Source organism: Fibrobacter sp. (genome assembly GCA_024399065.1).
GTDB lineage: Bacteria > Fibrobacterota > Fibrobacteria > Fibrobacterales > Fibrobacteraceae > Fibrobacter.
Window position 1 is genome coordinate 110,173 of record JAKSIB010000004.1, and the last position, 19,493, is coordinate 129,665.

Here is a 19,493-nt window from a genome sequence, read left to right on the forward strand (position 1 = left end):
ACTCCTTTTTTTTCCCGTATTAAATCCCGAAATTAATCTACCCTGAAATTCGGGGGATAGCCCTTGCGCGAGACGACTTGCCGTGGACAAAAAGTCAACAACGATAAGTTTACAATTTCTTATATTTTGGAACGTTGTGCGGCTTTGCTCAACCTGATTTGCCTAAAGAGGTTTCATATGGATAAGATTTATCGTTCTGGCATTGGTTTCGACGTTCACAAGCTGGTAGAAGGCCGTAAGTGCATTATCGGCGGCGTGGACATTCCTTACGAAAAGGGCCTGCTGGGCCATAGCGATGCCGACGTGCTTCTCCATGCAATCAGCGACGCCCTGCTGGGTGCCGCAGGCCTGGGCGACATCGGCACCTACTTCCCGGACACCGATCCAGCCTTCAAGGGCGCCGACAGTCTGGAACTCCTCCGCAAGGTAGGGGAGGAAGTGGCCAAGGAAGGCTACGACATCATCAACATCGACGCTATTGTCATGTGCGAACGCCCCAAGGTGAACCCCCACAAGGACCAGATGAAGGCTAACATCGCCCGTGTGCTGGGCCTGGATGTAAAGCAGATCGGCATCAAGGGCACCACCACCGAAAAGCTGGGCTTCACCGGCCGCGGCGAAGGCATCGCCAGCCAGGCTGTGGCCATGGTCCGCAGCAAGTAAAGCCATGGTCCGCAGCAAGTAAAGCGCCTTGTCATCCCGGCCTCCGAGCCGGGATCTAAAAAATTAAAGCCTCGGCCGAAGCCGGGGCTTTTGTGTTTTCTGCCGTAGCAGCAAAGTTAAGGTTTGTAATCGCTCTTGGGTTCCTTCAGGATTCCCCGCTGCTCGCGAATCTTGTCCATCACGTTCTCGATGGTGCAACCATGCAGCCAGAAAACCTTGCCTTCCTTTTCCGCTCGCTTGAATTCGTCACCGAAGTCGTGATTCTCGTAGTAATCAACATCAATGCCTTCTACTTTCATAGTATTCGATCTCCTTTTTGTGTGACCTTCGGACCGTAATCAAGATGTCGCTTTGTTTGTTGATTACTAAGGTCCAGAATTTATCATTTAATAACTTCGTTATTTTTGATAACCGGCTCGGAAATGTCCAAGCAAGCTTGGCCGCTTCACTCGCCTTAGTTATCAATTATTTTATTGATTAGCAAGACTGCGTTTTCGTCCGTCTCGCTGTCTTTGTTACAGAAGTCGCCTGAGATAAACTTATTGAGCATCTCAAACGTGAAACCGCGTTCCAGCATTCGCCGGAGCGCATGACCGCTTATGTTCATGAGGTTTTGTTCTGGGGCCTTGAACCCCAAGCTCTACGCAGATCGACGGGAAGCTTTACCCTTCCCTAAGTTCTTGCTTGTCGCAGCCTGCTGGCCGACGCTTGCGAAGTCTGGCAGAGAGTTGATGCGCCTGCCCGTGAAGGACTGCAGTCGGCAGGATTACGTCTCTATGTTTCAAATATACATTTTTTCCCTTAGGGGAGATAATTTCCGAAAAACCCTTGATTTTACGGGAAAATCGAGCGTTTTGGTGCCGGTTTTCCCGTAATTTTTTATACAAACTAATTGAAAATACCCGTTTCCCATGGAAAATACACCCAAAACGCAGGTGTCGGGGCCGAAAATGGCCCCTTTTTTGCGCCATGGTTGTAAAATTTGGCGGCACCCCACCCGATTGACCCGATTTTGTTGCGGACAAACTAGCGATTTACGGGAAAACCCCCGCTTATTAATTCTGTTTTCCCGTAATTTCATCCACTTTTCAAAAATTATCCCCCCGGGGCGACCCGGAGGATTTTTTCTATATTTACCCCCAGTTTATTGGATAAAGGAAAAATACTATGCCCGCTGTGGACATGAAACTGGCTGTACTCACTCTTCTCGGTTGTCTTGCACTTTTGATGTACGGTATGAAGACCATGTCCGAAGGTCTTCAAAAGCTCACCGGTAACACTCTGCGCACCATGCTGGGTACCATGACTAAACACCGCGTAATGGGTGTGGCTACTGGTACCGCCGTGACTGCGACTATCCAGTCTTCTACCGCTACCACCGTACTTACTGTAAGTTTCGTTAATGCTGGTCTGCTCACATTGAAGCAGGCCATTTCTATTATCATGGGCGCCAACATCGGTACCACCATCTCCGGATGGATCATGGTGCTGGGCTTCAAGTTCGACATGCTCTACTTGGTGTACCCCTGCTTCGTGCTGGGCATCATCACCAGCTACTTCAAGAAGAACAGCTCCAAGAGCTTCAGCGAATTCCTGTTCGGTCTCGCCTTCATGCTGTTTGCCATCACTACCCTCCGCAACACCGGCGCCTCCATGCACCTGGGCGAAATCCCCGCCGTGCAGAACTTTGTGGCTGCCTGCGGTAACTGGGGCTTTGCAAGCACCCTGCTGTTCCTTTTGATCGGTAGCGTCCTCACCATGTGTGTGCAGTCCTCTGCTGCGGTCATGGCGATCACCCTCATCCTCTGCTCCAGCGGCGCCCTCGAAATCTACCAGGGTATCGCTCTCGTGATGGGTGAAAACATCGGTACTACAGTGACTTCCAACGTGGTGGCTTTGAGCGCTTCTACCCAGGCTCGCCGCGCAGCCCTTGCCCACATGCTCTTCAACCTCTTCGGCGTGGTGTGGGTCCTCTGCGTGTTCCATCCTTTCATCAACATGGTCTGCGGCATCGTGGGCTTCGACCCCAATGTCAAGCCCACCACTCCCGAAGAAGTCAAGGCTGCCCAGGATGGCGTCACCTTCGCCGTGGCCGGCTTCCACACCATGTTCAACGTGGTGAACGTGCTGATCCTCATCTGGTTCATCAAGCCCATGGAAACCGTCATCTGCAAGATCATCAAGGACAAGCCCGAAGACGATGAATTCCGCCTCAAGTTCATTTCCGGCGGCATCCTCAGCACTGCAGAACTTTCCATCTTTGAAGCCCGCAAGGAAATTGTGCTCTTCGGCGAACGTTGCAAGAAGATGTTCAACATGGTGCCGGACCTGCTGACTACTAAGGATGAAAACGAGTTCACCAAGATCTTCAGCCGCATCGAGAAGTACGAAGGCATCAGCGACAGCATGGAAGTAGAAATCGCCAAGTACCTGAACGAAGTCAGCGAAGGCCGCCTCTCTCCCGAAAGTAAGGGCACCATCCGTTCCATGCTCCGTGAAATTTCTGAAATGGAAAGTATCGGCGACGCCTGCTACAACATGGCCCGCGCCATTAACCACAAGTTCCGCAGCAAGGACGACTTCACCGACGAACAGTACGCCCACATCAACCACATGGTGGAACTCTGCAATACTGCACTGGACTACATGATCGAAGTTGAAGAAGGCAAGCCCGGTGCAGACTACAACCGTTCCCGCAACGTGGAAAACGAAATCAACAACTACCGCAAGAGCCTGAAGGAACGTAACGTTGTCGACATCAACGACAAGAAGTACGACTACCAGATGTCTGTGCACTACATGGACGTGATCAACGCTTGCGAACACCTGGGCGACTACGTGATCAACGTGGTGGAAGCCCGCACCAACAGCAAGAAGCGCATTGTCTAAACAGCCTACAATCGCGACGCTTGGGAAATTGATTCTCCCGATGCTCGCGGTTGCCGCGGCGGTTTCTCTTGTTGCTTGCGACACAAATAAATCCAACGGTCCGGACCTTAGCCGTTATCCCCTGGAAAAATTGGACGGATTTATTTTCGTCCAGTCGTCCGGCGATTCCACGGTCCTTGGCACCAACGATTCCCTGGCGAAGCCTAGTGAACGCCCCCTGATGAAGGTGGCGTTCGATTACGATTTCTGGCTTGGCGAACATGAGGTGACCTGCGGCGAGTATGCCGAACTTATGGACGTTTCCTGCGAAGAGAAGGACCTGCCCGTAGTTGACGTTACGTACTTTGACGCTGTCTACTTTGCAAATGCCAAGAGCCGTAAGGCGGGGCTGGATACGGCCTATTTCTACAACAAGGCGACTTTCGATGGAGACGGCCACTGCACGAATCTGGAAGGGCTTTCCCTGATTACCCAGGCGAAGGGATTCCGTTTGCCCACAGAAGCGGAATGGGTGTATGCGGCGTCCAAGTCCTGGAACCCGAAGGATTCCTGGAACAGCGAGAATTCTGACTACAAGGCCCACGAAGTTTGCAGTAAGCGATCCAAGTCCGAGGGGTTCTGCGACCTTGCGGGAAACGTTCTTGAATGGACAAACGACCTGCTGGGCTTTTACAAGGATACGACCATCATGAACTATGCCGGGGCGCCTGACGTGGGCTTCCGCGGGGAGCGGGTGGTGAAGGGCGGAAGCTTCAGGAATGCGCCCGAGGCGATTACGCTTGTGAGCCGCGGTGACGTGTACGCGGTTGTCTCCGGGACCAGGACGGCGTACGTGGGCTTCCGCCTGGCCTATGGCGCCATTTCCGAGGCTACGTGGTTTTCGCAGGACGGCAGCGCAAACGAGTCCCGCGCCATTGTACTTGCCACCACCCAGAAGATGCGGAACAAGACAGGCACCTACAGGAACAAGCTTGTATTCCGCAACGACATGACGGGGAACTTGGCCTACGTAGACTTTAGCTTTGGCGGGCAGTTGACCGCGGTGGAAATCGCGGATACCATTGACGCCTACCATCCGGATATTTCTCCCGACGGCTCCAAGGTCGCCTTCTGCACTGGCCGCGAAGGCCTCTCGCAAAAATCCAGCTTGTACGTTCGCAATCTGGACGCCTCGGGCAGCGGCCTTGTGAAGCTTGACGTGGAAAGCGCGGCGATTCCCCGCTGGCGCGTCACCGACGCCGGCGACACCGTAATCGTGTACGTCACCAACGCCGGCGACAACTCCGACGCCGCCTCGTTCCTCTCACAAAGCACCTGGCAAGTGTCTTTCGCAGGAGGCAAGTTCGGGGCGACTCAGAAACTTTTCGATGGCGCCTACCACGGCGGCGTCAGCGCAGACAACAGCCTCGCCGTGACAGGCTCCACCAGACTCCGCGCCCGCATTTCCCGCGACGCAACTCCGAAATCCGGTGCGTCCGTCTTGGATACTGTCTGGTACAACGGCGAACAGGCCTGCAACGTCTCCCTCGTCAAGGACGGTTCCAAGCGCTCCCTGTTCCTGGATTTCGCATCCGCCTCGGGCCGCGAGTTCGTAGGCTCCAAGTACCGCGTGCACGAACGCGTCTTCGTCGCAGATTCCAATGGCAAACTCCTGCAGTCCATGGCGGCCCCCGAAGGCTATTCCTTCGACCACACCGAATGGGCCCTGGGCGGCGCATCATCTTTAGCAGCATCCCTGGGCGGCGCATCATCTTTAGCGGCGTCCTCAATGGCGGTTGCCGCCCTTGCCAACGGCAGCGGGGCCCACGCCAAAATCGTCCTGCTGGACTTCGCCGACAGCAGCGTCACGGAACTCACCATGGGGGAGGAACTGTGGCATCCTTGCCTTTGGTCCGCCGCACCCTTCCTCCAGAGCGCAGATGAAACCCTGGACCTGGACAGCGCCGGCGTCTACCTCTCTGAAAATCACGACGAGTACAAGGCCGTGTTCCGCATCCGAATGGAAACCTACTGGAAGCACCTCGACGACACCAAGGTGCTCGTTACCGGAAGTTCCCGCGCGAAGGCGGGTGTCGATCCGGACATGTTCCCTGAATGGAAAATGCTGAACATCGCCGTTACAGGCGTAGACGCCAACCGCGACCTGTCCATTCTCGAAAACTACGTGATGAACCATGCCGACTCCCTGGACGCAATCGTTCTATCCATCGATCTCGACGGCTGGCGAGGTGAACCCGATTTCTGGACCATGATCAAGAACGGCGCTCCCGGCTACATCTACGACGAAAACCATGGGTTCTGGGCTGACTCCATACCGGCGAACTTCCTGAGGGCGGTCAGCGAATCTTTCCCCGCCGAAGCCTACGTGTCCAACCAGTTCACGGAACGCGGCGGAAGCTCCATGCCCGCGAGAAGCTGGGACTCCGAAGGCGTCCAGTTCTATTTCGACTCCACCTTCACCGATGCCGAAAACAAGTCCCTGGATTCCTACCTAGGCCGCCTTGTGGCCCTTGCAGACCAGGCCGCAGAAAAGAAAATCTACCTTATCGGAATTCTGTTCCCCCAGTCCCCGCGGTACAAGAACACCGGAAGCCTCGGCATCTGCGGAATGCAGCGTAGCGAGGCTGCAGAAAAAATCGCCTGGCTGGATTCTGTAGCCCAGGAAAAACCTTACTTTGTATTTGTTGATGAAAACAAGATGGGTGACCACGACTACACCGACGAAATGGCCTACAACATGGACCACCTATCTCCCGCCGGGGCCGCGCAGCTTACCACCCGCCTGGACTCCCTGCTGAAAACCTTGAAATAGGGCCCTTCTGCGCGAATATCTCAAATCAAAAAAAAGTTTAACATTTCTTTGTCTGCAAAAAAATCTTGTAATAGGCTATATTTTCCCCTGGCCCGAAAAGGGCCGGTTGTTCCTGGCTAGGTCACGGTGTATTGGATGGATTTATAGGCCGCAAGCGGGAACGGAATCTAGGAGTATAATATGAGAAAGCTTAACTTTGGCGAACAGGCTCTCGTTAGCAAGCTGATCGCAAATTCCGCAGACGCTACTGCAAACTTCCCCATCAAGGCACTGGAATCCGCTTTCCAGGATAACAAGGTCACCTTCCATAACGACGAAGTACCTTATTTCAATTTCTATGTGAACGAAGGCAAGGAAGAAACCGTCAAGGAAAACTCCAAGCGCTTCATCAACAAGATCCTTGAAGCCATCTCCCTGGTGGACACCCTCAAGGCCGAAGGCCTCGTTGTCGAACTGGTTTCCGACAAGGAAAAGGGCATTACCTTCGGCGACGACGTCGCCTACGTTTCCGCCGGCCTTGTGGAAGTGCGCGTGTTCATCGAAGCTGGCCTCATCGCTGAAAAGCTGGTCGCCTTCGTGAACAACTCCGTGTACGTTACCGAAAGCCTCAAGGAACTCCAGGCTAACGAATTCAAGACCTTCGAAGACAACATGCTGGAAGAAGCCAAGAAGCAGACCAAGAAGACCGGCAAGGCCGTTCTCCTCGCATTCTTCGCTGTAGTCATCGCCATCGCAGGCGTGGTCCTTTCCTCCGGCGTTCTCGGCGGCAAGAAGTCCGACGCCGGCGACTGCCCCATGAAGCAGTCCATGGAAGCAATCCAGACCTCTATCGAAGGCAAGATCCTCCCGGCAATTACCGAAGTCAAGACCGAAGTCACTGGCGTCAAGGATGCAGTCAACAACCTGGATGCAGAACCGGTGAACCTGTCTGAACTTCAGAAGGATTCCGAAGAAGCCGCCCCCAAGAAGGACGATTCCAAGAAGAAGTCCAAGAAGCGCAAGCGCAAGTAGTCCGCTCCCTCGGTCATCCTGGAGCGAAGCGATAGGATCCAAAGCATAAAAGAAACCCGACGTCCAAGCGGCCGCCGGGATTTTTATATATATTTCAAACAAAATCTCACCTGGTTAGGAGTTTATATGAGCATTCTGAAAAATCACTGGCGCAAGCTTGTCGTAGCAGCCTTTGCCACTCTCTGGACATCCTGTAACGACGATTCCCCCTCCAAACCCGTTGTCAACGATCCCGATTCCGATACCCAGGTGACCAGCTCCAGCAGCGAACCTGAATCCAGCAGTTCCGAGGAAGACACCGACACAATTCCGAAATATGACGACTCGTGGGAACGGTGGGAAACCCTCTACGGCATTCCCGATCCGACATCTTCCAGCGCCGCCAATGAAGGTGTAATCCCCGAATGCGTAGCCACCGTGCGAGAGAAACATGAGTATCCCGCCTGCGACGGTGAATTCTGCCCTGAATACGGCGCCATGATCGTGGAAGAAAGAGTCTGCGAATGTGACGACGGCAATACGTACACCTATACCGAATACATGGAAAAGTTCGGTGTATCCGCCATGTACGTGGCGAACCATTGCGTCGCCAACAAAACGACTGACAAAGACCCCGCCGACGACAAGCCCGTCGTAGAACCCGCCGAAGAATAAACCTACTTCGTCATCCTGGATTCTATCGTTCGCGATGCTCACTCCAGAATGACATCATTAACGCGACATTGTCATCCTGGAGCGAAGCGATAGGATCCAAAGCATTAAAGAAATCCCGACGGCCAAGCGGCCGCCGGGAAATTTTTTTTGCGCAGTTTTTTCGTGCGAATTTTGGGCTGTATGACAAACGCATACGTTTGTATATCAAGTGTTGCAACAGAGTGTTTTACTTCAAAAACTTTCTAAAAAAGATTGAATACAAACTCTTGGATTGCCAAAAGACAAGGGCTATATTTGCGCACGGGGAAAAATTAGCTGGGGGTAGGGGCTGCTAGGAGGCTTCCATTCACATGCTGGTTTAAAAGTCCTTGTGTTACAAGAGACATCCTTGCGTACTGCGAGTGCAGTGCGGCTTTCAAGTTATACCCTTTTCACCTTTATGAAAAGGCTTGTGGAGAAGAAAAGAACATGAAGAAAATCCTATTGCTTGCACTTATGGTACTTGCGTCCATGGGCTTTGCTGCAGATAAGTTCCAGGTTGTTGGCCGCAACTATTTTGGTAGCACATTTGAACCTAGATTCTATATAAAGAATGTCAGCGGACGCACTGTTAATGGTTTCAAAATTTATGCATATTACGCTGCTCTTGATTACTCCGTTGAACCGGAACTTGATGGAAGCTACGAGATTAAAGACGATCCTGCCAAAAAAGATTATAAACATGACTTGGAAGGTCGCGTTCACAAGGTTCGCTTAATTTTCGATAATACGGTTCTCAAGAATGGGGAAGAGTATCATCCCAATACAGATAATAGATTCTTTGTCATTAGAACAAAGGCTGGTCAAAAAAAGACGACCACGTGGCATGAATTTCCTGAAAGCCGTACGAGCATGAAAAATATTGTGATTGAAGATTTGAATGGAAACATCCTGTATGGTGAACATCCCGATATGAATAAAAAGCGAGTTGCTATGCTTAATAGCTTGATCAGCTGCCCTAGTGGAAATGCTTATGATGGAGTTATTCATATTGATGCTGAAAATACGCGCAGCGATTCAAAGTTTGATAAAGGTGATAAGCATCCGATTGGTGTAGTCGTCAATAATGGCGACGTCAATTTTTATTACTGCGCAGAATCTTATTCGAAACTTCCCGGTGCAAAATTCAATTATGCTGTGATTAGCCTTGATGATGCTTGCCCGGTAAATAGCTATCGTGTCAAGCGTCACCACGATGCCGATGATTCCAAGCCGAATAACTATACAAATGGTATTGACTGGGCTAATAGCTTTGGCAAGGATGTTGATCTTTACTTCTGCTTTGTTCCTGCAGCATCTAACGCTCAAGTAGATTACCCTGTGGACAAGAAGTATGGCCTTTTTGCCAATTATGAATCTGACAACATTATCTTTAGCCGACTCAAGGTTGATGATGAAGACTGGAGTAACGGAAATTCCTGGTGGTATTCAACTGCGGCTGAAAAGTATAAGAGCGATATCAAGAAAATTATGGATGGCAGCGACAACACCTACTACCGCCTTGTAAAATGGGAAAATGCATCTGCAGCAAAGGCTGTTGCAAAGAACGTCGTTGTTTCTGCAGAACAGTCTAGCAATGTGAACGTCCCGGCTGCAGCAAAGCCTGTTGCAACCGCCGCTGCAAAGCCTGTTGCAATCGCCGCTGCAATCAAGGGCCTTACCCGCGAAGCATTGAGTGTTGAACTGAAGACCGCTGGCGACGTTGAAGTCTCCCTCGTGGGCATCAACGGCAAAGTGTTTGCAAAGTTCTCCGCACAGAACCTCCAGCGCGGTATCAACAATATCAACTGGAATTCCACAAACGTTCCCGCAGGCCACTACATCGTTAGCGTCAAGCACAACGGCATGATCTCCGGCAAGAACGTTCTGCTGAAGTAACGTAACTTGTCATCGCGAGGGGCGCAGCCCTACTTCGTCATCCTGGAGCGAAGCGATAGGATCCAAAGCATAAAAGAAATCCCGACGGCCAAGCGGCCGCCGGGATTGTTACTATAAGGAAGAATCAAAAAACGACTTAGACCTTGAGGCTCTTGAGCTGTGCGGCAACGAACTTGTCACCAACCTTGGTAACGACGGCTGCAGTCAGCTTGGAGGTGGTAACGATCTTGTTCTTGTTGGCGTAGGCGAGCAATTCAGTGTTGAACTTGACTGCGAAAGCTGAGTCTTCCAAGAGGCTGATTTCTGCAAGAATCTTCTGGTTGTTGGCGATAACAGTCTTGTTCTTTGTTCTGAAGGTATTCATTTTGCTGTCGAAAGTCTCCATGAAATCGCGGAGGACGGGGATGCCTGCGGTTTCGTTGGGGAAATTCTTGCCGAGAACTACGATTTCTTCGAAATGCTTCTTGAGTTCAGCGAGGGTAACGTCGCCTGCGGTGGAACCCGGACGGATGAGTTTCTTTCTCAGGACAGCAATGCGCTTGTCGCGGTAGCTGAGAAACAAGGATGTTGCGCGCTTCTGCATTGCAGGGGAAAATTCCTTCTTTTCTGCGAGAAGCTTAATGGAAGTATTTGTAGCCATTGGATTTATCTCCTTTTATTTGTTGTTGGATTGAGAAATTTTAGCCAAGGTGTCGTCGCAGATGGCGGCGAGAATCCTTTCGTGATTGCATACCTCGGGTGAAATGCCTTCGATGGAGCCCGTGGTGTAGAATGCGGTGCAGGCGCATTCGTGGGCTACGCAACGGTGTCGAATGGCGCATCCCTTACATTGGGGCTTGTCCTTTTTCAGGTAGCTGTATATATGCTTCGACATGGTGTCGTTGAAAAGGTTGGGCTTTTGATTCAGCACATTCCCCAGAATGTATTTTGCATCGCTCTTGCTCGAGATAAAGCGGGTGCAGGGGAAAATGTTTCCGTTGGTGGACACGCTCATGCCACCCTTCACGATGTTACAGGTCAGTTCTCGCTTGCGGAATCCAAGGGACTCCAGCAGTATCTTGTCGTAAATGGTGCCCAGGTAGAAATTCTTACCCTGCCTGAAGTTCTTTAGCCAGAACAAGGCCATTTTTTGGTATTCCAGGGCAAGGCTGTCGAATGCCTCGGTTGTCCAGTTCCCATCGAAATCCGGGGCTGTAGTCATTTGCGTAAAACCCTGTTTGAAAACCCATTCTACCGACTTGGCGAGCCCCTTTACGTGAGCAGGTGTCACTACGGAAAGGACCGTTGCATCCAAATCTACAAGCTGTTGGATGTGGGGCTGGATCAGCTTGAAACTTCCCTTGCCATTGACCTGCTTTCGTGCGATGTTGTGGAAACGTTCCGGGCCATCTAGCGAAATGTACACTTGGAATTTTTCGCGCTTCAGGAATGCGACGATGTCATCGTTGAGCAAAGTCCCGTTGGTATTTAAGGCAAATTGCAGCCTGAAATCTTTCGGCAGTTCCTTGCGCCGGGCCTTTACCAACTCCTTTGCAATCTTTACGCCCTTTCGCATGGATCCTAGGCGTAGCAAGGGCTCGCCGCCGAAGAAGGTGATGTTAAAAAAGTTCTGTTCAAGTTCAACGGTGCGGTTGAAAGCAAGCTTGATCGCACTTTCGAGAACCTCGTCGGACATGACTAATTCTCTTTCTTCATGACTGACTTTATAGTAGCAGTAGGTGCAGCGGAGATTGCATTGCTCTGTAAGACTGAGTACTAAATTCATAACAAAAAACAAAGATTTTCGCATAAAATAACATTGATTTTTGCCGTGTACAGAGCAGTTTCGAGTAAATAAAATCTTTACAGACAAATTGTCATACACTGTAATACAGATGTATTACAATGCAATGTTTGCGCAGTACAATTGCGCTTTTTTACGATGATTTTTTACAAACAACAGCTTGCAAAGAAATAATCTTCAATTTTTTTTGTATGACGTGTAATGCAATTGTATGACAATTAAATACAATGTTTGTACGTACAATTACGTTGTTTATACTCTGTTAATTTGTAAAAAAAAAGGTTCATTCCTTTGCTGATTTACTTCGTAAAAATAAGATACATTTGGCTTACTTTTGGATTAGCTAATACAAAGAAAGACAAATAAAGTAATAAAAAAGGAAAGAACAAAATGAGTGAAACAACTGAAAACGTTGGTGGTCAGCAGGAAAATCCGGTTGATGTGAATAAGGACAGTGTCAATGATATTCTTGGTCAAGATACTTTGATGCAATCTGTTTTGGGAAAACTCTATGGCATCCTTACCACGGGTGATGAAGTTGCTCCTCCGAGTGAAGATAATTTCTTTGCATGGACAACGCCGGGTTATCCCATTGTTCCTGAAGATTACGAGTTTGCAGCCCTTGGCGTAAGCGGTGAAACCATTGACAAGGAAGAACTGAAGCGCCGCGTTACGGAACGTATTGCCGAACATGAAAAGAATCGCTTGGCATCCGGAAATGAATCTATCGAGGCTCTCGATACTAATGCTGTTGTTGCAGAAATTAAGGATGAAATGCAGAAAGAAAGTCAGCAGCGTAGAGTGAGTTCTGCATGTGACTTTGCTTCTTTGGTTGACTTTATTCCCGATGTTTCTGGAAACAGCCAGTCTAATTTGAAGACCATGTATGGCGAAGGTTCTCTTTCCGACGTGTACGAAAGCATCTTGACCATGAGTCAGGTGAAGAAGGCTGAATTGACTGAAGCCGAAAAGGCCATGTGCGAAAAGAATCGCGAACTTTTGGGCGAAAAGGTTGAAGAAGTGGTTGACATTCTTGGCGAAAAGACCACTAAGATTACCCCGAGCCCCTTGATGGATGCATACAACAGATACCAGGATGCCTACGAAGAAGCTGTTAGCACTTACCATGCTCAGATGATTGAAGGTACTCTCGGTGATTTGAAGGCTAGACAGCTTTGGACAATGAATGGCCCGACATTGAGAAAGCGTGTTAATACTGCTAGCACCAACTGGACAGTTTCCGGTTATAAGAACCAGGTTGAAAAGCTGTCTGCCCAGTTGGCTCAGATTGAATCTCGAGACTTCAGCATTCTTAAGGAAGGCTACAAGCAGCTCCTTGAACACTACAAGATGTCCAATGCAAACCAGGAATTCCTTTATACCACATTCTCTCCGTCTAACTTCGTGAAGTCTAATGGTTGGACCAAGTTTGTATTTGAATCTAAGGAAGTTGGCACACAGAGCCATGCGGACATGAAGAGCCATAGCCGTTCCATTACAACCAAATCAGGCAGTATTTTCCATAGCCATTCTACTACAAACACAGAAGCATCCTCTTCTCACAACATGTCTAGTTCCTTGAATGCATTGGACTTTACGCTCTCCTTTGAATTCTGTCAGGTGAAGATCGTAAGACCTTGGTTTAAGGAATCTTTCTTGACCAGCAGATACTGGCGTTTTGATCCTAAGATGGAACGTGCTGGTCAGGTGTTGAGCGATGGCGGCAATCCTCCTAAGGGCATCATGGCTGCTTACCCCACATCTATGCTTGTTGTCCGTAATCTGACTCTCAAGTTCAAGACTACAGAAATGGCAAGTGCTTTTAGCGATAGCTTTAAGTCTAAGAGTGCTGAATATAAGGGTGGCGTAAACATTGGTTGCTTCAACATCAGTGCTGGTGCAGGTTACTCCAATTCTGATTCTAGTGGTAATGCTGATTCAAATAGCCACTTCAAGCAGTCTGGTCAGGAAATTACCATCGAAGGCATGCAGGTGATTGGTTTCAACTGCCATGTTCTCGGCCAGTCTCCGAATCCGAATCCCGAAATCGGCGATGAGGAATGGATCTAATCCAATCTAATCATAAATAAAAAAAAGCACGGCCCCTTCGATTGGGGGAGGGGCTGTGTTCTTTTTTTTGAGGGTTATCATGAATTCAAAAGTACTTGTAGCATTTCACCAAAAATTGAAAAGCATTTATGAAGAAGGCGATGCTAAAAAGAATGACCGCTTTCTTTGCCTACCAAAAGAGTCTACTGCCTATTTTTCAGATGAAATTGAATTGTTGACAAATCCCAAGCTGGATAATCTGGAAACTTACAATAGAGATCTGAACACTATCTTTGAATTTTCCCATAAGATGAATGTCCCTATTAAGGGAAATGTGGCTCTTGAGGTGGATTCTGAAGATAATCTTTGGACTGTTTATCATGATGCTATTTCCAAGTCTGTCATGGCTGCTGGCGTAAATGATTCTGTACTGAATGAGAATTACAAGAAAGCCCGAGAACTCTTGTATGATGACTCTGGCGATTACGGCGTGGTAAAGCCCATATACGAGGAATACAATAAGTACCGCGATATGTATTTCACGCAGGAAGACTCCTGCAATATGATTAACAATTCCTTGAATTTGGCAGAAAGCAAGGAAGAACGCGAAGCTATTCTTGCTGAATTGGAAAGAGCACGACAGAATTTGCAGACCATTAATCAAGATTGGTTGACAAATGGTCACAAGCTGGAAGTAGAAACTGCAATAAAAAATATTGAACTTTATGCTGCCTCGCAGCCGGAAGTTTATCGAAAAAATCTGACAGATTCCTTTGATACGGAAATCGATACAAAGACCAATGGCGAAAAGGGAACCTTCGCAACGACTTATTTGTATCCGTCTGGATTTGAAAAAGAGGAGTGGGACTGCTTATACCTTTCTGGTGAAGAAGTTAAGGAACTCTATGAAAATGCTCCTGATAATATCAAGGCACTTTGCGATGACAATGTCAACTTGGACAAAATTTCCGAAGTTTCTATTGAATATCGTTCTGTGAGGGTTGAACGCCCTTGGCTTAACACCAAGTTCCTTGAATCAAGAAACTGGTATTTCCCGAAAACATCTGAGTTTAACCAGATTTCCTATGCAGATGAACTATCCTTGGGTAGGTTCCCGGCATTTATTTCTGCTGTGCTGATGTACCGTAACCTGGATATTGTCAACAAGGAAGATTCTGAGGTTAAGACAAGTGATGCTTCAAACTCTGTTGTAGAACAGAAGACTCGTCGAAGGGTTTTGGCTGGTAAACGAGTTCTGATGATGCGCTCTCGTAAATTACGTAGCTTTGCTCCGATTACGAAAAACGTTGCAGTTGAATCGCCTGTTACTGCAGAAGCTAAGGCTCCAACGCCGGCAGTGGAAGAAGCTAAGGCTCCGGCAAACGAAGACGTAAAAAATGAATTCAAGCCCATAGCGATTCTTTCTTATATCTGCAAAAAATTGCCGGATTGTCCGAATCCTAATCCCAGTGAGAACTGGGGTGATACCTTTGAAATGTCGCTGGTATCTGTTTCTCAGGTCCACGGCGGTACCTTGAGGGCTTATGTAGGCAGCAACCAAATTTTGAGTTCTTATTTGCCTCGTGGAACAGCTCTGAAGTTTGTTGCAACACCAGATATTGAAAACGGCTACGTCATTAAGTATTGGCGCGTGAATGGGGAAAATATTCAGTGCGCATCAAAGGTGTACGAGACAACTCTTGGTGAAGAAGATCTCCAGGTTGAAGTCGTATGGGATAAGGGCGTAGAAGTTGTCGCATCTTACAAATTGAGTAAGGACAAAAAGAAACTTTCTTCTTGGAACGGCCCCGATCCTATCGTTTTCATGGATAGCGTGCCTAGCTTGGCTAGCGTTGATACTATTACCAAGGATGCCTTCCGTGGAAACAGTAGCCTTCAGCGAATCAGTATCGGTTCTTCTGTCAAGTGCATTGAAAGTCAAGCTTTTGCAAATTGTGATAAGCTTGAAATGGTTGATATTCCGGAAGAAACGACGATTATTGATCAAACAGCATTTTTGAATTCAAGAAAACTAGAGAAGTACCCGAATTTCTCTGTTTCTGAAAATAATCCGGCTTATACGACGTTGTACAATCACCTGATCGAAAAAAACAAGACTGTAAAACTCAAGTCCATTTCTTGCATGAAGTGCGGATTTACAGCTGTGTTTAAAAATAACCCCGGCTACACCAAGTGCCCCAAATGTAGTTGCGAGATGAACGCAGATAAGGTGACCGAACTTAAGACTATTCGCCCGGACTATATTGCGAAAACAAAGTTCAGCGAAGCTGAAGTTACTGCAAGGGCTGTTGCGAATATTAAGAGCAAGACCTTCGCCCTTTCTGAGTTCAAGGGTAAATTCATTACGGAAGCCTCTTTTAATCTTGTTTACGTACCGTCCTGGCTTTACGATGTGTCTACGATTGCAAAGTATAAGTATACGGTTAATATTCCAGCACCTGCTCCGGCTGCATCTTCTTCGACAGCGGCATCAACTCCTGCAAAACCGGAAAAGAAGACCATCGAAGGTTCTCTTGGAAAGGTCTTTAAAAGAATTCCTGTGTCATCCTCTAAGTTTGGCAAGGCTGCACCCAATGTGGTTGCAGAGAAATTTAGCGATGAAGTGTACTCTCAGGATGCGTTGGTCGAAAACTTTGCCAACGATGCTGTGGGACATTTGAAACAATTGCAAGAACAAGTCGAACGTCAAGTTTACTCTGCAATTCAGGATGCAGAAAAGCAGAAGGGCAATGGCGACCTGGCCGCAGAAATAGACTATTCTAACCTAACGTTTGACTCTGTTCTGTACCCGTTGTGGACTGCCATGATTGAGTTCGAAGGCTCTTTCTACCGAGCTATCGTCGATGGTTTCAATGGTAGCGTGGATATTGAATATCCCAAGGATAAGAAGAAAGTCTTGAAAACAGCGGGAATTGTTGCCGCAGTTGTTCTAGTGATTACTTTGTTGATTTTAATTCTAAAATAAGGATAAAGAAATTGAGAAATACAATTACTCGAATTTTGGAAGAATATACCCGTAGTTGGGAAGTCATGACAATTAAGGATCCGAGCGATCCTGCAAAGACTATCGACGTTGTTCCTCCGTATGTAATGAATGTTGATAACTATGTCAAACCGGAACATCGAAAAGATCGTCGTTGGGAAGGATCGAAGAACGAACCTGGTTACCTTCAAACACTGGACAAATTGCAGAAGGAACTTCCCAATCCTGACAACGTTGATCCCTATGACTCCTCTAGGGGTAAATGCCGTCCCGAAGTACTTAAGGCTTTCTTGGAAACGGATGGCTCAAAATTGCTGGCTGAAGGTCGTTTTAAGGACCTGAGGGCGGCCTTGATTCATTATGCTGTCGGTATTGACTGCTCTGGCTTTGTTTCGAGGGCTTTGGGACGCGTTATGCGTTTGTTGGATATTCCCCTTGAACTCAGGTGGAAAACCCTTGGCTATAATACAGATAAGGTTGATCATTTTGAACCGGATTCCAATCGTCCGTACCGTTCAAATTGCACTGTGATTGAAAATGGTGGTAGCGACTTTGTTTCTCCCGAAAATATTCTGCCGGGCGATATCTTGTGCAACAGAAAGGGTAAGAATTTCCATGTACGAGTTGTTCTTGAAACTTTAAAGAATAATGGAGATGAATACTATTTCATCACTGCCGAATCTAGCGCCGCTGTGGATAAGTTGCGAGTACTCCGCAAGAAATGGAAATACGTTAAGAGTTCCAACCGCATGTTTTATAGATTCCTGGATAAACTTGAATGCTGGACGGAAGAAACCAATTGGAATAAAAAGGACGTGAAGTTTGAATTCCGCAGACCGAAGGCATTTGAAAATATTGATCCGAGAAGTTTCGACTATGTGGAAGACTGTGGCCAGACAAGTGCCCAGGATTATTCCTCTTTCGTATCACGCGAAAATAATGCCATTACAAATTCAAGAAATGTGAATCTCCGTCCGGACTGCTCAACAAAACATTCTGCTGTTGCGGTAATTCCGAAGAATGAACTTGTGACGGTTGATTTTGGAGAATGTTTCGTGTCTGATTCTCCAAAGGCAGGGTCTAAGTGGTACAGGGCCTATTATCATGGCAAGGCAGGCTACCTCTGTGATATCACCTTTGAACCGGTAGATTCTTTGTAGGGGGCTGATAATGGAAAATAGAGTTTGCCAAATAAATGCAGAAACAATATCCAACGCTAATCTTCGCGCCCTTTATTCTACAAAGTATCCTGTTTTGATGGTGATTCCGAAGGGATCAAAGATTTTTGTAGAATTCGATAAAAGGTACGAATCTGACTTGCCGAAACCAGGCTCGGTTTGGTATCGCGCAACGTACAACGGAAAAATCGGCTACCTCTGCGACATTACTTTTAAGAAGCTTATTCTTGATGTAGAACCGGAGCGACAGACCCCGAAAAATCAGCAATTAGAAGAAACCATTGAGTTGCCTGAAGTTGCTGTAAGTGGCTATAGCTCTTGTTCGGAAAGAGTTTCTAGTGACGATGTACGCTTTGTTATTACAACCCCGGATAACGCAAATATGCGTTCTGCCGCTTCTGTAAATTCTAGTACAGAAACCACAGTTCCTAGGGGAACCATCTTGCCCTTTGATAAGGCTTCAAAGATTGACTTGGGTCCTAAGGAAAAGTTTCCTCGCTGGTATAAGTTTAATTATAACCAGAAGTCCGGATATCTCTGTGATGTAACTTTTGTTGCTGATCTTTCTCCTGTCTGCACGGGCTTTGTGAATCCTAAGGGTGTATGCGCTCAGCTTATTGCAGCCTTCAATGCTGATGCGGACGCAAGAAGAATCTTCAACGAGGTTCATTACTATCCCAAGGATGCTCATATCACAATCGGGTTTGGTCATTTTGCCGGTGGTACCCAGGATGAATTTATCCGATCCATGATGTCGAATGCCCATATGAAAAAAGTGCTTATGGGAGAATTTGAAAAACAGTTTCTTCAGAATAAGGGCTTTATCGACCAGGCTCGAGCAGAAGGATTTGATCTTAAGTTGAGTTCTTCTAATGAAGTTGCAGGGCTTGAAAATTTCTTGAACGTACTGAAATTGGAAAAAGAATTTGTCCAGGCCTCTAAAGCTGGAAAATTCCCTGGCGGTGCTAAGAAAACGGGCTACTGGTTGAATGATATTTTGGTGGAAGTTCTTCTGAATAAGGATATTTGCGCCTGGCAGGTGAAATTCTGGCTGGAACATACCCTTAAGGATGCTAAGGATTTTGCTGTCGAGTTGGGTTGCGGGGACCATTATGGTCTTGTGGCTTCTTTGGCTTCCTTGCGTAGCTCCGGTTTGATGGATCGAAAAGATATCAAGAAGCTTGTTTGGCGTAACGACGTGAAGCCGACTTCGTCCTCGGAAAAGGATGCCGCAGCAATGCGTGTGTGGGCTTACTACAACGTGGCCAAAAAGGCTGACAAAACCCGCGGACGACAGAAGGCTATATTCAGTCTTTGGTTTGCAAAATCCTGGACTGCTGTAAAGCATGAAACTTGTCCTACTTCCATTGACGATTTTAAGTATAATGGAACGGCTATGGCAACGGCATCTAATGGTGTTGCTTTTGAGTTGACGACTGACGATCCTTATTTGAAAATCATAAGTTCCTTTGGGTCTAGGTAGTCATTGTGAGTTTCTTCTCATAAAAAAGGGGAGTCAGGCTTCGGCCTGGC

13 protein-coding genes are annotated in these 19,493 nt (G+C 47.8%); 10 read left to right on the forward strand and 3 right to left on the reverse strand.

Annotated features, from left to right (window positions below):
- Positions 1-186: 186 nt before the first annotated feature.
- On the forward strand, positions 187-663 hold the full coding sequence (gene ispF / locus MJZ25_03240) for a 2-C-methyl-D-erythritol 2,4-cyclodiphosphate synthase (protein MCQ2123175.1): 477 nt from the start codon (positions 187-189) through the stop codon (positions 661-663).
- A 116-nt stretch (positions 664-779) separates the two neighbouring features.
- Here the strand turns inward: ispF and MJZ25_03245 are convergent, their stop codons facing one another.
- Positions 780-962: a hypothetical protein gene (locus MJZ25_03245; protein MCQ2123176.1), complete on the reverse strand. Its 183-nt coding sequence runs from the start codon at positions 960-962 to the stop codon at positions 780-782.
- Between the two features lie 868 nt (positions 963-1,830).
- Here MJZ25_03245 and MJZ25_03250 point away from each other — a divergent pair.
- From MJZ25_03250 to MJZ25_03270, 5 genes are all read left to right on the forward strand, one after another.
- The gene (locus tag MJZ25_03250) at positions 1,831-3,552 is read left to right on the forward strand and encodes a Na/Pi cotransporter family protein (GenBank protein ID MCQ2123177.1); all 1,722 of its coding nucleotides are present in this window, start codon (positions 1,831-1,833) and stop codon (positions 3,550-3,552) included.
- A gap of 40 nt (positions 3,553-3,592) precedes the next feature.
- Positions 3,593-6,364, forward strand: a complete 2,772-nt coding sequence (locus MJZ25_03255; GenBank protein ID MCQ2123178.1) for a TIGR02171 family protein — start codon at positions 3,593-3,595, stop codon at positions 6,362-6,364.
- Between the two features lie 180 nt (positions 6,365-6,544).
- Positions 6,545-7,375 (forward strand): hypothetical protein, encoded by an 831-nt coding sequence (locus MJZ25_03260; GenBank protein ID MCQ2123179.1) that lies wholly within the window; start codon positions 6,545-6,547, stop codon positions 7,373-7,375.
- 126 nt (positions 7,376-7,501) lie between these two features.
- On the forward strand, positions 7,502-8,029 hold the full coding sequence (locus tag MJZ25_03265; protein MCQ2123180.1) for a hypothetical protein: 528 nt from the start codon (positions 7,502-7,504) through the stop codon (positions 8,027-8,029).
- 468 nt (positions 8,030-8,497) lie between these two features.
- Positions 8,498-9,946 (forward strand): hypothetical protein, encoded by a 1,449-nt coding sequence (locus MJZ25_03270; protein ID MCQ2123181.1) that lies wholly within the window; start codon positions 8,498-8,500, stop codon positions 9,944-9,946.
- Positions 9,947-10,082: 136 nt separating this feature from the next.
- Here MJZ25_03270 and MJZ25_03275 read toward each other — a convergent pair whose 3' ends face one another.
- Complete coding sequence (locus MJZ25_03275; GenBank protein MCQ2123182.1) at positions 10,083-10,586, reverse strand: hypothetical protein; 504 nt, start codon at positions 10,584-10,586, stop codon at positions 10,083-10,085.
- Positions 10,587-10,601: 15 nt separating this feature from the next.
- Positions 10,602-11,711, reverse strand: a complete 1,110-nt coding sequence (locus MJZ25_03280) for a radical SAM protein (protein MCQ2123183.1) — start codon at positions 11,709-11,711, stop codon at positions 10,602-10,604.
- Between the two features lie 408 nt (positions 11,712-12,119).
- On the opposite strand from MJZ25_03280, the gene MJZ25_03285 reads away from it, so the two are divergent.
- The 4 genes from MJZ25_03285 to MJZ25_03300 all read left to right on the forward strand — a co-directional run bounded on the left by MJZ25_03285 (position 12,120) and on the right by MJZ25_03300 (position 19,443).
- The gene (locus tag MJZ25_03285) at positions 12,120-13,799 is read left to right on the forward strand and encodes a hypothetical protein (protein MCQ2123184.1); all 1,680 of its coding nucleotides are present in this window, start codon (positions 12,120-12,122) and stop codon (positions 13,797-13,799) included.
- Between the two features lie 79 nt (positions 13,800-13,878).
- Entirely contained in the window at positions 13,879-16,764 is a 2,886-nt protein-coding gene (locus MJZ25_03290; protein ID MCQ2123185.1) for a leucine-rich repeat domain-containing protein, read from the forward strand.
- Positions 16,765-16,775: 11 nt separating this feature from the next.
- Positions 16,776-17,942, forward strand: a complete 1,167-nt coding sequence (locus tag MJZ25_03295) for a hypothetical protein (protein MCQ2123186.1) — start codon at positions 16,776-16,778, stop codon at positions 17,940-17,942.
- 10 nt (positions 17,943-17,952) lie between these two features.
- Positions 17,953-19,443 carry a hypothetical protein gene (locus MJZ25_03300; GenBank protein ID MCQ2123187.1) on the forward strand — a complete coding sequence of 497 codons (1,491 nt, stop codon included), beginning with the start codon at positions 17,953-17,955 and terminating at the stop codon, positions 19,441-19,443.
- Positions 19,444-19,493 lie beyond the last annotated feature (50 nt).

Coding starts and splice junctions, on each gene's coding strand:
- MJZ25_03285 (MCQ2123184.1), top strand. CDS start 12,120: ATGAGTGAAACAACTGAAAACGTTGGTGGTCAGCAGGAAAATCCGGTT.
- MJZ25_03265 (MCQ2123180.1), top strand. CDS start 7,502: ATGAGCATTCTGAAAAATCACTGGCGCAAGCTTGTCGTAGCAGCCTTT.
- MJZ25_03275 (MCQ2123182.1), bottom strand. CDS start 10,586: ATGGCTACAAATACTTCCATTAAGCTTCTCGCAGAAAAGAAGGAATTT.
- MJZ25_03245 (MCQ2123176.1), bottom strand. CDS start 962: ATGAAAGTAGAAGGCATTGATGTTGATTACTACGAGAATCACGACTTC.
- MJZ25_03260 (MCQ2123179.1), top strand. CDS start 6,545: ATGAGAAAGCTTAACTTTGGCGAACAGGCTCTCGTTAGCAAGCTGATC.
- MJZ25_03290 (MCQ2123185.1), top strand. CDS start 13,879: ATGAATTCAAAAGTACTTGTAGCATTTCACCAAAAATTGAAAAGCATT.
- MJZ25_03250 (MCQ2123177.1), top strand. CDS start 1,831: ATGCCCGCTGTGGACATGAAACTGGCTGTACTCACTCTTCTCGGTTGT.
- MJZ25_03255 (MCQ2123178.1), top strand. CDS start 3,593: ATGCTCGCGGTTGCCGCGGCGGTTTCTCTTGTTGCTTGCGACACAAAT.
- MJZ25_03280 (MCQ2123183.1), bottom strand. CDS start 11,711: ATGAATTTAGTACTCAGTCTTACAGAGCAATGCAATCTCCGCTGCACC.
- MJZ25_03300 (MCQ2123187.1), top strand. CDS start 17,953: ATGGAAAATAGAGTTTGCCAAATAAATGCAGAAACAATATCCAACGCT.
- MJZ25_03270 (MCQ2123181.1), top strand. CDS start 8,498: ATGAAGAAAATCCTATTGCTTGCACTTATGGTACTTGCGTCCATGGGC.